The organism is Rhodococcus sp. LB1, from assembly GCF_001583455.1.
Lineage (GTDB): Bacteria > Actinomycetota > Actinomycetes > Mycobacteriales > Mycobacteriaceae > Rhodococcus_F > Rhodococcus_F opacus.
On record NZ_LTCZ01000430.1, the window covers coordinates 48,124 to 61,732 of the forward strand.

Annotated in this window: 10 protein-coding genes and 1 pseudogene; 5 read left to right on the forward strand and 6 right to left on the reverse strand. The window is 68.3% G+C overall.

What is annotated here, in order from left to right:
• Nucleotides 1-23: 23 nt before the first annotated feature.
• Together AZG88_RS45045 and AZG88_RS45050 are read right to left on the reverse strand one after the other, a co-directional pair.
• Nucleotides 24-2,786 (reverse strand): bifunctional acetate--CoA ligase family protein/GNAT family N-acetyltransferase, encoded by a 2,763-nt coding sequence (locus tag AZG88_RS45045; RefSeq protein WP_005240808.1) that lies wholly within the window; start codon nucleotides 2,784-2,786, stop codon nucleotides 24-26.
• Nucleotides 2,779-4,050: an acetoin utilization protein AcuC gene (locus tag AZG88_RS45050; protein WP_061701314.1), complete on the reverse strand. Its 1,272-nt coding sequence runs from the start codon at nucleotides 4,048-4,050 to the stop codon at nucleotides 2,779-2,781. The genes AZG88_RS45045 and AZG88_RS45050 overlap by 8 nt, the downstream gene beginning before the upstream one ends.
• A gap of 133 nt (nucleotides 4,051-4,183) precedes the next feature.
• On the opposite strand from AZG88_RS45050, the gene AZG88_RS45055 reads away from it, so the two are divergent.
• Entirely contained in the window at nucleotides 4,184-4,876 is a 693-nt protein-coding gene (locus tag AZG88_RS45055; RefSeq protein ID WP_005240804.1) for a metal-dependent transcriptional regulator, read from the forward strand.
• A gap of 3 nt (nucleotides 4,877-4,879) precedes the next feature.
• On the forward strand, nucleotides 4,880-5,872 hold the full coding sequence (gene galE, locus AZG88_RS45060) for a UDP-glucose 4-epimerase GalE (RefSeq protein WP_061701315.1): 993 nt from the start codon (nucleotides 4,880-4,882) through the stop codon (nucleotides 5,870-5,872).
• 19 nt (nucleotides 5,873-5,891) lie between these two features.
• On the opposite strand, the gene AZG88_RS45065 is transcribed toward galE, so the two are convergent.
• From AZG88_RS45065 to AZG88_RS45075, 4 genes and pseudogenes are all read right to left on the reverse strand, one after another.
• Entirely contained in the window at nucleotides 5,892-6,749 is an 858-nt protein-coding gene (locus AZG88_RS45065; protein ID WP_231914422.1) for a DUF4192 domain-containing protein, read from the reverse strand.
• A pseudogene (locus tag AZG88_RS54830) lies at nucleotides 6,715-7,032 on the reverse strand (DUF4192 family protein); the annotation flags it as partial. The pseudogene AZG88_RS54830 and the gene AZG88_RS45065, both read right to left, overlap by 35 nt.
• 159 nt (nucleotides 7,033-7,191) lie before the next feature.
• A complete protein-coding gene (locus AZG88_RS45070) occupies nucleotides 7,192-7,857 on the reverse strand; it encodes a DUF5642 family protein (RefSeq protein WP_025432400.1) in 666 nt (221 codons plus the stop codon).
• 141 nt (nucleotides 7,858-7,998) lie between these two features.
• Complete coding sequence (locus tag AZG88_RS45075; protein WP_005240796.1) at nucleotides 7,999-8,625, reverse strand: MBL fold metallo-hydrolase; 627 nt, start codon at nucleotides 8,623-8,625, stop codon at nucleotides 7,999-8,001.
• A 285-nt stretch (nucleotides 8,626-8,910) separates the two neighbouring features.
• Here AZG88_RS45075 and AZG88_RS45080 point away from each other — a divergent pair, with 285 nt between their 5' ends.
• The 3 genes from AZG88_RS45080 (at nucleotide 8,911) to AZG88_RS45090 (ending at nucleotide 13,606) form a co-directional block, all read left to right on the forward strand.
• Nucleotides 8,911-9,879 carry a proteasome assembly chaperone family protein gene (locus tag AZG88_RS45080; RefSeq protein WP_005240795.1) on the forward strand — a complete coding sequence of 323 codons (969 nt, stop codon included), beginning with the start codon at nucleotides 8,911-8,913 and terminating at the stop codon, nucleotides 9,877-9,879.
• A 144-nt stretch (nucleotides 9,880-10,023) separates the two neighbouring features.
• Nucleotides 10,024-11,061, forward strand: a complete 1,038-nt coding sequence (locus tag AZG88_RS45085) for an alpha/beta fold hydrolase (protein ID WP_005240793.1) — start codon at nucleotides 10,024-10,026, stop codon at nucleotides 11,059-11,061.
• A 40-nt stretch (nucleotides 11,062-11,101) separates the two neighbouring features.
• A complete protein-coding gene (locus AZG88_RS45090) occupies nucleotides 11,102-13,606 on the forward strand; it encodes a DEAD/DEAH box helicase (protein WP_005240787.1) in 2,505 nt (834 codons plus the stop codon).
• The last annotated feature ends 3 nt before the right edge of the window (nucleotides 13,607-13,609 follow it).

Sequence of the window (13,609 nt, forward strand, 5' to 3'; positions counted from 1 at the left end):
TGTCTGCGGGGCCGGGTGACCGGTCAGCGCAGGCGGCGGGGCCCGAGGTCGGCGACGCTGGGCTCCGGGCCGATCCGCACCCGGGAATCGGTGATCTGCGCGCCCTCGGCCGATGCGAGCACGGGTTCGCAGGCCAGTTCCCGCACCTCCGGGAGGTCGTCCGCGAGAGCGGAGATCCGCTGCACGAGGTCGACGAGAGCCGATTTGTTCACCGGGACCGCGCTGCGGTAGCCGGACAGCAGCGGCGCGGCTTTCGGTGCGTCGATCAGTTCCGTTGCGGCGTCCTCGGTGAGGGGCAGCACCCGGTAGGCGCGGTCGCCGAGGAGGTCGGAGATCACGCCGGCGAGTCCGAACGAGATGAGCGAACCGAACGACGGGTCGTCCTGGACGCCCACCACACAACCGATTCCCTTGGTGGCCATCCGCTGGACGTGGAGTAGCGGTTCACCGGACGCGGCGGCGAGGTCGCGGTAGGCCCAGCGGACCGAATCGGGCCCGACCAGATCGAGGCGGACGCCACCGAGGTCCGGCCGGTGCCGCCACTGCTCCCCCGTCGCCTTCACCGCGACCGGGTACCCCAATTCCTCGGCGGCCTGCACGGCCTCGTCTTCGGTGGTGGCGGAACGGAATTCCACGACGTTCACGCCGTAGCACGCGAGGAGTTGCGATGCCTCGAAGTCCGACAGCCAGCGCCCGGACGACGTCCCGAGCCAGCCGTCGACCATCGCTTTCGCCCGCTCCGGATCGATCCCGTTGGGGCGCACCACTTTCGAGGACGGTTTACTCTTCCACGCCGAGTATCGCCAGGCACGGGCCAGTGCCAGCGCCGCGCGTTCCGGACCGGGATAGGAGGGAACCGAACCGCGCGTCGGGTGCCCGTCCTCACCCCGGACCGCCAGGACGTCGGGCACACCCTCCGCCGCGAGGAACGTCGTGAGCACGGGTTTGTCGGCGTCCCGCACCGCCTCCCGCAGCGCCTGGGCATAGGGTTCGACGGGAACGGCGACCGGCGGAACGAACACGGCGATCACCGAGTCGACGTCGAAGGACGTGAGCGCCGTCCGCACGGCCGCCGCAAACTCCTCGGGACCGGCCTGCGGACCGAGATCGACGGGGTCGCCGACCTGCAGACCCTCACTGCGTGCCGCATCCGCGGCGAGCACACCGAGCGCGGTGGAGTTTCCGACCACAGCGAGCCGGGGTCCCGCGGGCAGCGGCTGATATCCGAACAGCAGCGCACAGTCGAACAGCTGGGAGATCGACCCGACCTGCACCACACCGGCCTGCTCGAAGAGGGCGCGGACGATCGAATCGTCCATCTCGCCACCGCTGGCCGCCAATGCGGGCGGGACGGCGTGCCTGCCGCTCTTGACCGCGACGATCGGCTTGTTCCGCGCCACCCGGCGCGCGATGCGCGAGAACTTGCGGGGATTGCCGAAGCTCTCCAGGTACAGCAGCACCACCTCGGTGGCCGGATCCGAATCCCAGTACTGCAGTAGGTCGTTGCCGGAGACGTCGGCGCGGTTACCCGCGGAGACGAAGGCGGACAATCCGATTCGACTCCGTGCGGCCTCGTCGAGGATGGCGATGCCGAGTGCGCCGGACTGGCAGAAGAATCCGACGTTGCCGGGGCTCGGCAGCACCGGCGCGAGGGTGGCGTTCAACGAGACCTCGCTGTCGTTGTTGGCCACGCCGAGCGCGTTGGGACCGATCAGCCGCATCCCGTGCGCGCGGGCGGCGTGGACGAGGCGACGTTCGGACTGCCGTCCGTCCATCCCTGTTTCACTGAACCCCGAAGAAACGACGACGAGGGCCTTGACGCCCTTGTCCAGGCAGTCGTCGAGGACGGCGTTGATCGATTCGGCGGGTACCGCGACGACGGCGAGATCCACCTCGTCGGGGATGTCGCGGACCGACGGGTACGCCCGTACACCGTGGACCGAACGGTGCTCGGCGTTGACCGGGTACACCGGGCCGGTGAATCCCGCCCGCAGCAGGTTGGTCAGCACGGCGTTGCCGACCTTCGCCCGGTCGGTGGACGCACCGATCACCGCGACCGACCGCGGACTGAGCACGTTACGCATGCTGCGCGCCTCGGCGGCCCGCTCGCGGGAATTGCGCACGGACACCATCGCTTCGGTGGGGTCGATCGCGAACTCGAGCTTGAGCACCCCACCCTCGAAGCTGCGGCTGACCTGATATCCCGCCTCGCGGAAGACCGTCACCATGTTCCGGTTCTCCGCGAGGACCTCGGCGACGAACATCGTCAGGCCGTTCTCCGCGGCCGCCGCGGCGAGGTGCTCGAGCAGGATGGGCCCGAGACCGCGGCCCTGATGTGCGTCGGCGACGACGAACGCCACCTCCGCGGACTTGCCGTCCCCCTCGCCGATGAGTCGCTCGTACCGGCCGACGGCGATGATCTCGTCCCCGAGCAGCACCACGAACGCCACCCGGTCGTGGTGATCGACCGTGGTGAAGTGAACGATGTCCCGTTGCGACATGGTCGGGTAAGGGCCGAAATACCGCAGATAGCGGGTGCGTTCGGAGAGCTTCGAATGGAACGCGACGAGTTTGTCCGCGTCCTCGGGCACGATCGGCCGCAGCGCCACCGCTCCGCCGTCCGCCGCCAGCACGTCGGCGACCCAGTGCCGCGGGTAGTTGTGCGCGGCGTCGGGTTTCCCTCTCGCCTCGGTCGTGACCGCCGCCCCGGCGCTACCCGACGTCTCGGTGCCGTCCGACGCCTGGATGCCGTCGGTGGTCTCACTGCCGTCCGTCGGCTCAGTCACGGGGATCCTCCGGGTCGAGTCCGAGTAGTGGGAAGCAGGCGCGGCGAGTGGCGATGACGGCCGAGTCGATCCGAGTCAGGGCGCGGTCGACCGACGGGATCCCGGTTTCCGGTGTGCCACCGGGACCGTCCCAGGGCCGGTAGTCGACCTCGCCGCCGTCGCCCATCGTGTCCGGCAGGTCCACGCTGGGTGCGAGCGCGTGCGCCCGTTCCTGCCAGGCCTCGGGTACGGCACGGCCCGTCTCGATCTCGCGGTCGAGCGCTGCGGCGATGAGGTGGGTCCACGCACGCGGGACGACACGGACGAGGCCGTATCCGCCGCCGCCGACGGCGAGCCAGCGTCCTTCGGCGTAGCGGTCGGCGAGATCACGCATGGCGAGGAACGCGGCCCGCTGGCCGTCGACCGTCAGAGCGAGGTCGGCCAGCGGATCCTCGCGGTGGCTGTCGACACCGCACTGGCTGATCACGATCTGGGGCCGGAACGACGCGAGTGCGCCCGGGACGACGGCGTGGAAACCGCGCAGCCACAACGCATCGACGGTGCCGGGCAGCACGGGGAGGTTGACGGCGGTGCCCTCCCCCGACCCCTCACCGACCTCGCTGGACCACCCCGTGTTGGGCCAGAGCGTCGCCGGATGCTGGTGGAGCGAGATCGTCAGGACGCGGGGGTCGTGCGCGAACGCGTGCTGCACCCCGTCCCCGTGGTGCGCGTCGACGTCGATGTAGGCGATCCGGTCGAAACCGTGGTCCAGCAGCCAGGAGATCGCAATGGCGACATCGTTGTACACACAGAAGCCGGAGGCCCAGTCGGGCATCGCATGGTGCATGCCACCGCCGATGCTCACGGCGCGGCGTGTGCGTCCCGCTGCGATCTCCTGCGCCGCGGCGAGGGAACCGCCCGCGAGGATCGCGCTCGCCTCGTGCATCTGGGGGAAGACCGGATTGTCCTCGGTGCCGAGCCCGTGCGGGGCGTCCGCCCCGAGCACACCCGACGTAGCCGAGTGCCCGGCCTGTTTGACTGCTTCGACGTACGCGGGAGTGTGGATCCGCAACAGGTCTGCGTCCGAGGCGGCGTCGGGCCGCAACAGTTCGACCCCCTCCAGAATCCCGAGGCTGCGGGCGAGCGACATGGTCAGCTCGAGCCGGGTGGGATTCATCGGGTGGTCCGCACTCCACCGATAACTGAGATAGTCCGGACTCCACACGACTGCACGGTGCGATACCAGTGCAGCCGAATCCTCCCCGGAACTGAACGACGCGGTCATGAACTCACGCTACTGGTCCCCCGCGGAGGGTGCGAGCAGACCCGGCACGACCGGCACCGACGCGCTGCGGGGACGGACGGCGCCGGTGGCGGCCAATCACCGGTAGAATCAACCGAGACGAAGGGGTGTGAGTGTGAAGGATCTGGTCGACACCACGGAGATGTACCTCCGGACGATCTATGACTTGGAAGAAGAGGGCGTCGTCCCACTTCGAGCACGTATTGCCGAACGACTCGAGCAGAGCGGTCCCACGGTCAGCCAGACCGTTGCCCGGATGGAGCGTGACGGTCTCCTCCTGGTCGCCGGTGACCGCCACCTGGAACTGACGGAGAAGGGCCGCGAACTCGCCGTGTCGGTGATGCGCAAGCACCGCCTCGCCGAACGACTGCTGGTCGACGTCATCGGCCTCAAGTGGGAAGAGGTCCATGCGGAGGCGTGCCGGTGGGAGCACGTCATGAGCGAAGAAGTCGAGCGGCGTCTCGTGGAGGTGCTCAACAACCCCACTACATCGCCGTACGGCAACCCGATTCCGGGGCTCGCGCTGCTCGGGCTGGACCGCCCGGTCGACGCCCCCGAGACGCTCATCCGGCTCACGGACGTGCCGCCCGGCAAACCGACCGCTGTCGTCGTCCGGCGTCTCGCGGAGCACGTGCAGTCGGATCCGGACGTCATCGGGCAGCTGCGCGAGGCGGGTGTCGTTCCGGACGCGCGCGTCACCGTCGAGACCAAGCCCGGTTCGGTCACCATCACGGTGCCCGGCCACAGCGGGTTCGATCTGTCCGAGGAGATGGCACACGCCGTCCAGGTGAAGCAGGTACAGGGATAGTCGATGAAACTTCTGGTCACCGGCGGCGCCGGCTATGTCGGCAGCGTCTGCAGCACGGTCCTGCTCGAACGCGGACACGAGGTCGTCATCATCGACGACCTGTCCACGGGTAACGCCGACGCGGTGCCGCTCGGTGCCGAGTTCGTCGAGGGCGACGTCGCGGAGGTGGTGTCGGACGTGCTCGGCACGAGCGGCGTACCCCGCTTCGACGGCGTCCTGCACTTCGCGGCGCAGTCGCTCGTCGGCGAGTCCGTCCAGTACCCGGAGAAGTACTGGCGCGGCAACGTCGTCACCACGCTCGAACTTCTCGAGGCCATGCGGCATTCGGGGACACGGAAACTCGTGTTCTCGTCGACCGCCGCGACGTACGGCGAGCCGGAGCACTCGCCGATCACGGAGGCCGATCCGACCCGTCCCACCAATCCGTACGGAGCGACGAAACTCGCGATCGACCATGCCATCACGTCGTACTCGGTGGCTCATTCGCTCGCGGCGACCAGCCTGCGGTACTTCAACGTCGCGGGAGCGTACAAGTCGGCCGGCGAGAACCGGGTCGTCGAAACGCATTTGATTCCTCTCGTGCTCCAGGTGGCGCTCGGTCAGCGGGAGAAGATCTCGATCTTCGGAACCGACTGGCCGACTCCGGACGGAACGGCGATCCGCGACTACATCCACGTGCTCGACCTCGCCGACGCGCACGTGCTGGCACTGGAGTCGTCGATCGAGGGCAGGCACCGCATCTACAATCTCGGCAGCGGTGCGGGTTTCAGTGTGCGCGAAGTCATCTCGGCGTGCGCGCGGGTCACCGGGCTCCCCATCGCGGTCGAGGACGCACCGCGCCGGGCCGGTGATCCCGCCGTGCTGGTGGCGTCGAGTGATCGGGCGATCGCGGAGCTCGGGTGGCAGCCGGAGCACACCGACCTCGACGAGATCGTCGCCGACGCCTGGGCCTACCTGCAGGAGCTGGGCGACCGGTCGCACGCGGCACGTCGGTGACGCCGGCTCGGTCCGCGATTCAGCGGGGCAGCACGACACCGATCGCTTCGGCTCGCTCGTAACCGATGTCGGCCAGGCCCCGCACCTCGGTGGGCCGGAGTCCGGAGTGCAGTGCACCGTCGAGCAGGGTGGCCAGTACGTGACCCGGCTCCGAGTCCAGGGCGGCGGCCAACGCGATGCCGGCGAACGGGCCGTCGCCGCGAAGGTAGGCGCTGTATCCGAGCAACGCCGCCGGGTTCGCGCGTTCCGGATCCGGGAGGTTGCGGGCGAGGAGAATCCACAGTTGCTCCGCGTCGTCGGCGTACGGGCCGACGGCCAGAGCGAGCGCGCTGTCCCGGACGGTGACGTTCTCCAGTGCGAGCGCGAGTTCCGCGTACTCCGGCGCGAGGAGCCGCTCCCCGGACGACACCCGCGCGACATGTGTCAGCACAAGCTCGAGTTCGAGACGGTGACCACGCTCCGGCGTGGCCGACCGTCCCGCCAATTCCCTTCGCAGAAGCGATGATTGACGGCCGCGTTCGATGAGGGCGGCGATCTGCATCCGTTCGAGCACCGGGCCCACCTCGATGGTGGCTTCCAGCTCCTCGCGCGAAGAGCGGATGGCCCTGCCCTCGACGACCCGCGCGAGCGCGACCCGGGACGACGTCGGATCGGACTGGGCTCCGTAACCACCGCCGCCGAGAAGGCTGAACCATTCGCGGCCGGCCGCGATCTCCGCCGTGACGAACACGTCGAGAAGCTCGGTCGGTGTGAAGTCGAGGAGCTCTTCGAATTCTTCGACGATCGCGGACAGCTCGTCGAGGGAGATTCGCGGGCGGGTCGGTGAAGCGGTCGTCGACGAGCACCAGGAGCACCCCGGTGGCCTGCTCCCTCTCACAGACGTCGGCGAACTGACCCAACGCCGCGTACATCGGCGGGGTCGGCACGTCGCCGCCGCCGAGGACCAGGTCGTGTCTCATGACGGCTCCGACCGACGGGTTGCGCTCCCCGGACAGGCACACCGCCACGATCGAGCGGGCGGGCCGGAATCCGAGTAGTGCGGGAACCGAGGCGAGAAGGTCGCCCGGGGCGGACAACGTGACGGTGTGCTGGTGCGGGGGCGGTCCCCCGCCGGGATCGTCGGAGAATCCGGAACCGTGCGGGAATGCGGGTGTCGTCATGCATCAGACTCTGACGGGTCGACGCGACGGCGCGGGCGGGCGAACTGGGGAAACACAGAGGGCTGTGGATGGGCCGTCGGTTGTGGACAACCGGGTCGCCGCGCCGCACGGACGCGCCGAGCGACCGAGAAGTCGTCGGACCCCTGTGCTACGGCCCGCTCAGCTGTTCTGCACCTTCTGCACCGCGGCGGTGAACAACTCGTCGAGCGCGACGGTATCGGCCTTCGCGTCGCCGAACGACATGAAGGTCGCAGACACCCGCACGTCGCCCACCTGCGCGATCAACGTGACCATCGACTGAGTGACCTTGTCGCTCCCGTTGCCGGACTTGACGGTCCGCCGGAGCGCGAGGGTGTCGTCGGCCCGGACCGGAGGGGCAGGTGTGACCTCGGTGGTGACGGTGGACTCGGCCCCACTGTCCGTCACGGTGACCTCGCCGCACTTCTTCGTCTGCGCCGCCAGTTCGTCGAGGGGCGTATCGGTTCTGGTGAGCTCGACCGAGATCGTCGAACGGCTCGCGTTGTCCGTGCCCACCGCCATGACGGTGCCGGTCGGTCCGTAGTCCTGCGCGGGCGGCGCACAGTCCGCGGGGTCGACCACCGCGCCCTGCGGTACGCCCGTCAGGTCGGGTGCCGCCATCGACACGGCCTGGGCGGGCAGCACGATCGCCTCGTACCGGGCCGGGAATTCGGCCGGATCCACCAGAAGCTTCGACAGTCCCTTGCCCGACGGCGACCCCGCCGCGATCGTCGTGCTCGGCTGCGCGTCACCGGAGACCGTCGAGGAACATCCGGAGAGAATCGTCACCGCGGCCAGCGAGACCACCGGGACAACCATGGCCGTCCGTACCGCTGTGCGCCGAGACCTCACCGTCGACCTCCCGTGTCGGATGTGTGGTGCCCCCGCCCGGGGAGCCTTTTCCGCCACTCTGCCACGCCGGCGCGCCGACAGCGGGGAGGCTGCGGCTCAGCTGCCGCGGGCGATCCACTCCTCCAGATGCGGGGATTCGGTCCCGATGGTTGTTCCGTCGCCGTGCCCGGTGCGGACCGCCGTCGACGGCGGCAACGCGAACAAACGGTCGCGGATGGACCCGATGATCGTCGGGAAGTCCGAGTAGGAGCGCCCGGTTGCTCCCGGACCGCCCGAGAACAGGGTGTCCCCACTGAACAACTCCCCCGCCTCCGGCAGATACAGGCAGCAGGACCCGGGCGAGTGCCCGGGCGTGTGGAGCACGCGGAGGTCGGTCCCGGCCACGGCGATCTCCTGCCCGTCCTCGATCGGCGTGTAGACGACGGCGGGGTGAGTCTGTCGCCACAACACGTCGTCGGCCGCATGGAGGTAGAGAGGGGCGTCCAGTGCCGTGGACAGTTCCGGCGCCACGGTGACGTGGTCGTTGTGGCCGTGTGTGCAGACGATGGCCCGCACGTGCCTGCCGCCGACAGCCTCGACGATCGGGGCGGCGGTGTGCGCGGCGTCGATCACCACCACCTCGGAGTCGTCGCCGACGATCCACACGTTGTTGTCGACGTCCCAGGTGCCCCCGTCGAGACTGAAGGTGCCGGAGGTGACCACTCGGTCGATGCGCACGCTCACGACTCGACCGCCGATCGCCGAACCCGGTCCGCAATTCTTCGTACCCGTGCCGACATCGTGCACCTCCAGGATCTCGTCCGTCTCGGACCGTGCCGTTCCTCACATTGCCACAGACCGTGCGCGGGATCTCGCTGTGGGCGAACGCCGGAAGGCTCCGGACGGGAATTATCGGTCGCCCGCGCCGTGTTCCCCCAGAGCAGGACCTCCGAGAGCAAAGTCCGACGTATCGATGCCGGAGACGATAGGGGACACTGGAGGCCAGGCACGAAGGAGAAGAGGTCTGTAATGGACGAACAGTCGAAGATGTACGAGCTGGAGTTCCCGGCACCGCAGCTGTCCTCCGCGGACGGCCAGGGACCTGTACTGATCCACGGACTCGAGGGCTTCTCCGACGCAGGCCACGCCGTCAAACTCGCCACGACGCACCTCCGCGAGAGCCTCGAGAGCGAGCTGGTCGCCTCCTTCGCGGTCGACGAACTCGTCGATTACCGCTCACGTCGGCCCACCATGACGTTCAAGGCCGACCACTTCTCGGACTACGACCAGCCCGAGCTGAACCTGTATGCGCTGAAGGACACGGCGGGCACCCCGTTCCTGCTGCTGGCCGGCATGGAACCTGATCTCCGCTGGGAGCGGTTCACGACGGCGGTGCGTCTGCTGGCCGAGCAGCTCGGTGTGCGCCGGACCGTGGGCATCAACGCCATTCCGATGGCCATCCCGCACACCCGCCCGCTCGGGGTGACCGCGCATTCCACCAACAAGGACCTGATCAAGGACCACCAGCGCTGGTCCGGCGAACTGCAGGTTCCCGGCAGCGCGTCCTCACTGATCGAGTTGCGGATGGCGCAGCACGGGCACGAGTCCGTCGGATTCTCGGTTCACGTCCCCCACTACCTGGCTCAGACGGACTACCCGGGCGCCGCCGAGACCCTCCTCGAGAATGTGAGTGACGTCACCGACCTCGACCTGCCGCTGGCCGCGCTCGGCGAGGCCGCCGCACGCGTCCGCGAACAGGTCGACGAGCACATCGCGGGTAACGAGGAGGTACAAACCGTCGTCCACGCCCTGGAACGCCAGTACGATGCGTACGTAACGGCTCAAGAACAGCAGTCCACGCTCCTGGCCAGCGAAGAAGACCTGCCGAGTGGTGACGAACTCGGTGCAGAATTCGAGCGTTTCCTCGCCGAACAGGCCCTGCAGGACGGCGAGGGCGGCGACTCCGAGGAAGAGGGGGGATCACCGGGCGGGGCGTGACCGAGGAGCTGTTGTGCGGTCGCCACTCGGACACTGTGCGACCGCACGGTCCAGTTGTTCGGCCGAGAGCGGTGCAATAGCGTCGAGATCAAGCGGATGATTGAGCTGTCAACATTCGGGAGTGCACCTAGTTCAGGAGGCGACATGAGCGACACTCGCATTCGTAAGCTCAGGCCCGTTCCGAACGCCGAAACCCGCATGATGTTCCGCACGATCCACGGTTACCGCCGTGCGTTCCGCATGGCAGGCGAGGGTCCCGCGCTGCTGCTGATCCACGGCATCGGTGACAACTCGTCCACCTGGACCGAGATCATTCCGCACCTCGCCAAGAACTACACCGTCATCGCCCCCGATCTGCTGGGTCACGGACGCTCCGACAAGCCGCGGGCCGACTACTCGGTCGCGGCGTACGCCAACGGCATGCGCGACCTGCTGTCCACCCTGGGCATCGACAAGGTGACCGTCGTCGGTCACTCCCTCGGCGGCGGGGTCGCCATGCAGTTCTCCTACCAGTTCCCGCAGATGGTCGACCGGCTCGTCCTGGTCTCGGCCGGCGGCGTCACCAAGGACGTTCACCCGCTGCTGCGGCTCGCGTCGGTGCCGGTGGTCAACGAGGCGCTGAAACTGCTGCGCATTCCCGGTGCGATGCCCACCGTGCGTCTGGTGGGCAACGTGTTGAGCCAGCTGAACGGGACACGACTGCGTCCCGGTGCGATGCTGCACGACACACCCGACCTGGTGCGCGTACTGGCGGAGCTGTACGACCCCACGGCCTACGAGGCATATCTGCGCACCCTGCGCGCGGTAGTCGACTGGCGCGGCCAGGTCGTCACCATGCTCGACCGATGTTATCTGACCGAGAATCTCCCAGTGCAGCTCATCTGGGGCGATCAGGACGCCGTCATTCCGGTGAGCCACGCCCACCTCGCGCACGCGGCGATGCCCGGCTCTCACCTCGAGATCTTCCGCGGCGCAGGCCATTTCCCGTTCCGCGACGACCCGATGCGGTTCCTGCGCACCATCGAGAAGTTCCTGTCCGTGACTCATCCCCTGCAGTTCGACGAAGCGAAGTGGCGGCAGATGCTCGTCACCGGCGTCGGTGAGAGCACCATCACCGGCAGCGCGTCCACCCGCATGGCGGTTCTGGACGCGATGGGATCGGACGAACGCAGCGCGACATAGGCCCGGCAGCGGCGCACCGCGTTCCGGCTAGCCTGTAGCAGTGCTTCTCTCCGACCTGCTCCCCGAGAACGCGGATTCCGATTCCGTTTTCGACGCCTTCACCTCCTGGACCGATGAACGGGGTCTGACGCTCTACCCCGCCCAGGAAGAATCCGTGATGGAGCTGGTGTCCGGGGCCAACGTGATCCTGGCGACGCCCACCGGATCCGGCAAGTCGATGGTGGCGGTCGGAGCGCACTTCTACGCCATGGCCACCGGCAAGCGCACCTTTTACACCGCCCCGATCAAAGCCCTTGTCAGCGAGAAGTTCTTCGCCCTGTGCGAGGTGTTCGGCGCCGAGAACGTCGGCATGATGACCGGCGACGCCGCCGTCAACTCGCGGGCACCGATCATCTGCGCGACCGCCGAGATCGTCGCGAACCTCGCACTGCGCGAGGGCCCCGACTCCGACATCGGCCAGGTCGTGATGGACGAGTTCCACTTCTACTCCGAACCCGATCGGGGCTGGGCGTGGCAGGTCCCACTCGTCGAACTCCCCCACGCCCAGTTTCTGCTCATGTCGGCCACCCTCGGGGAGGTCGACTTCTTCTCGTCCGACCTCACCCGCCGGACCGGCCGCCCCACCACAGTGGTGGCGGGCACCGAACGTCCCGTTCCCCTCATGTTCTCGTACGCCACGACTCCGGTGAGCGAGACGATCGAGGAATTGGTGACCACCAACCAGGCCCCCGTCTACGTGGTTCACTTCACCCAGGCCGCAGCCCTCGAACGCGCGCAGGCCCTGACCAGCGTCAACTTCTGTTCGCGCGAGGAGAAGGACGCCATCGCCGAAGCGCTGGGCGGCTTCCGGTTCACCACCGGATTCGGCAAGACGCTCTCGCGTCTCGTCCGGCACGGTATCGGCGTCCACCACGCGGGCATGCTGCCGAAGTACCGCCGTCTCATCGAGAAGCTGGCGCAGGACGGTCTGCTGAAGGTCATCTGCGGCACCGACACCCTCGGCGTGGGGATCAACGTCCCCATCCGCACCGTGCTCCTCACCGGGCTGACCAAGTTCGACGGCACCCGCACGCGGCACCTCCGGGCCCGCGAGTTCCACCAGATCGCGGGACGCGCGGGACGCGCCGGCTACGACACCCTGGGCACCGTGGTCGTGCAGGCTCCCGAACACGAGGTCGAGAATCTGCGTGCACTCGCCAAGGCGGGCGACGACCCGAAGAAGCGCCGGAAGGTGCAGCGCAAAAAGGCGCCGGACGGCTTCGTGTCGTGGAGCGAGGCGACGTTCGATCGCCTCGTCGCCGCGTCACCCGAACCGCTCGTCTCACGGTTCTCCGTGTCGAACTCCATGCTGCTCAACGTGATCGCGCGACCGGGCAACTGCTTCGAGTCCATGCGGCACCTTCTCGAGGACAACCACGAGTCGCGGCCTGCGCAGCGCAAGCACATCCTGAAGGCGTTGTCGTTGTACCGCGGGCTGATCGACGCCGGCGTGGTGCAGAGACTCGACGAACCCGACGCCGACGGCCGCATGGCCCGGCTCACGATGGAACTCCAGCGGGACTTCGCACTGAACCAGCCGCTGTCCCCGTTCGCCCTCGCCGCCCTCGAACTGCTCGACGTCGAATCCGATTCCTATGCACTGGATGTGGTGTCGGTGATCGAGTCGACCCTCGACGACCCGCGGCAGGTCCTCATGGCGCAGCAGCACTTCGCCCGCGGTGAGGCGGTCGCGCAGATGAAGGCCGACGGGATCGAGTACGAGGAACGCATGGAACTGCTCGAGGAGGTCACCTGGCCAAAGCCACTCGCGGACCTGCTGTTCCCGGCGTTCGAGATGTACCGCGGTGGACATCCGTGGATCACCGAGTTCGCGCTGTCGCCCAAGTCGGTCGTGCGCGACATGGTCGAGCGGGCGATGACGTTCGCCGAGATGGTCAGCCACTACGGTCTGGCCCGTTCGGAGGGGCTCGTGCTGCGGTATCTCGCGGACGCGTATCGAGCACTGCGCCAGACCGTTCCGACCGAGGCCCGGACGGAGGAGCTGGACGACCTCATCGAGTGGCTGGGCGAGCTGATCCGTCAGGTCGATTCGAGCCTGCTCGACGAATGGGAATCCCTCACCGACCCCGGCGCCGAGGGAGACGACCAGCAGGTCGCGTTCGGCGCCGATGTGCCGCGCCCGATCTCGGCGAACACGCGGGCATTCCGGGTGATGGTGCGCAACGCCATGTTCCGGCGTATCGAACTCGCGTCGCGGCGGCGGTGGGCCGAATTGGAAGGACTCGACGACGGCATCGACGCCGAGGAGTGGGAGGACCAGCTCCAGCCGTACTTCGACGAATACGACTCCCTCGGCACCGGCCCCTCGGCGCGCGGCCCCCAACTGTTCCAGGTGGAGACCGCGCCCGAGCTGTGGCGGGTGCGGCAGGTCCTCGAGGACCCACAGGGCGATCACGGGTGGGCGTTGACGGCGGTCGTCGACCTTCCCGAGTCCGACGCGGCCGGCGAAGTGATCTTCGACGAGCTCAGCATCGTCGAGGGGTAGCGG

Bases quoted from the DNA above. Each gene is read 5' to 3' on its own strand.
- AZG88_RS45050 (WP_061701314.1), bottom strand. From the start codon at position 4,050: ATGACCGCGTCGTTCAGTTCCGGGGAGGATTCGGCTGCACTGGTATCG.
- galE (WP_061701315.1), top strand. From the start codon at position 4,880: ATGAAACTTCTGGTCACCGGCGGCGCCGGCTATGTCGGCAGCGTCTGC.
- AZG88_RS45080 (WP_005240795.1), top strand. From the start codon at position 8,911: ATGGACGAACAGTCGAAGATGTACGAGCTGGAGTTCCCGGCACCGCAG.
- AZG88_RS45085 (WP_005240793.1), top strand. From the start codon at position 10,024: ATGAGCGACACTCGCATTCGTAAGCTCAGGCCCGTTCCGAACGCCGAA.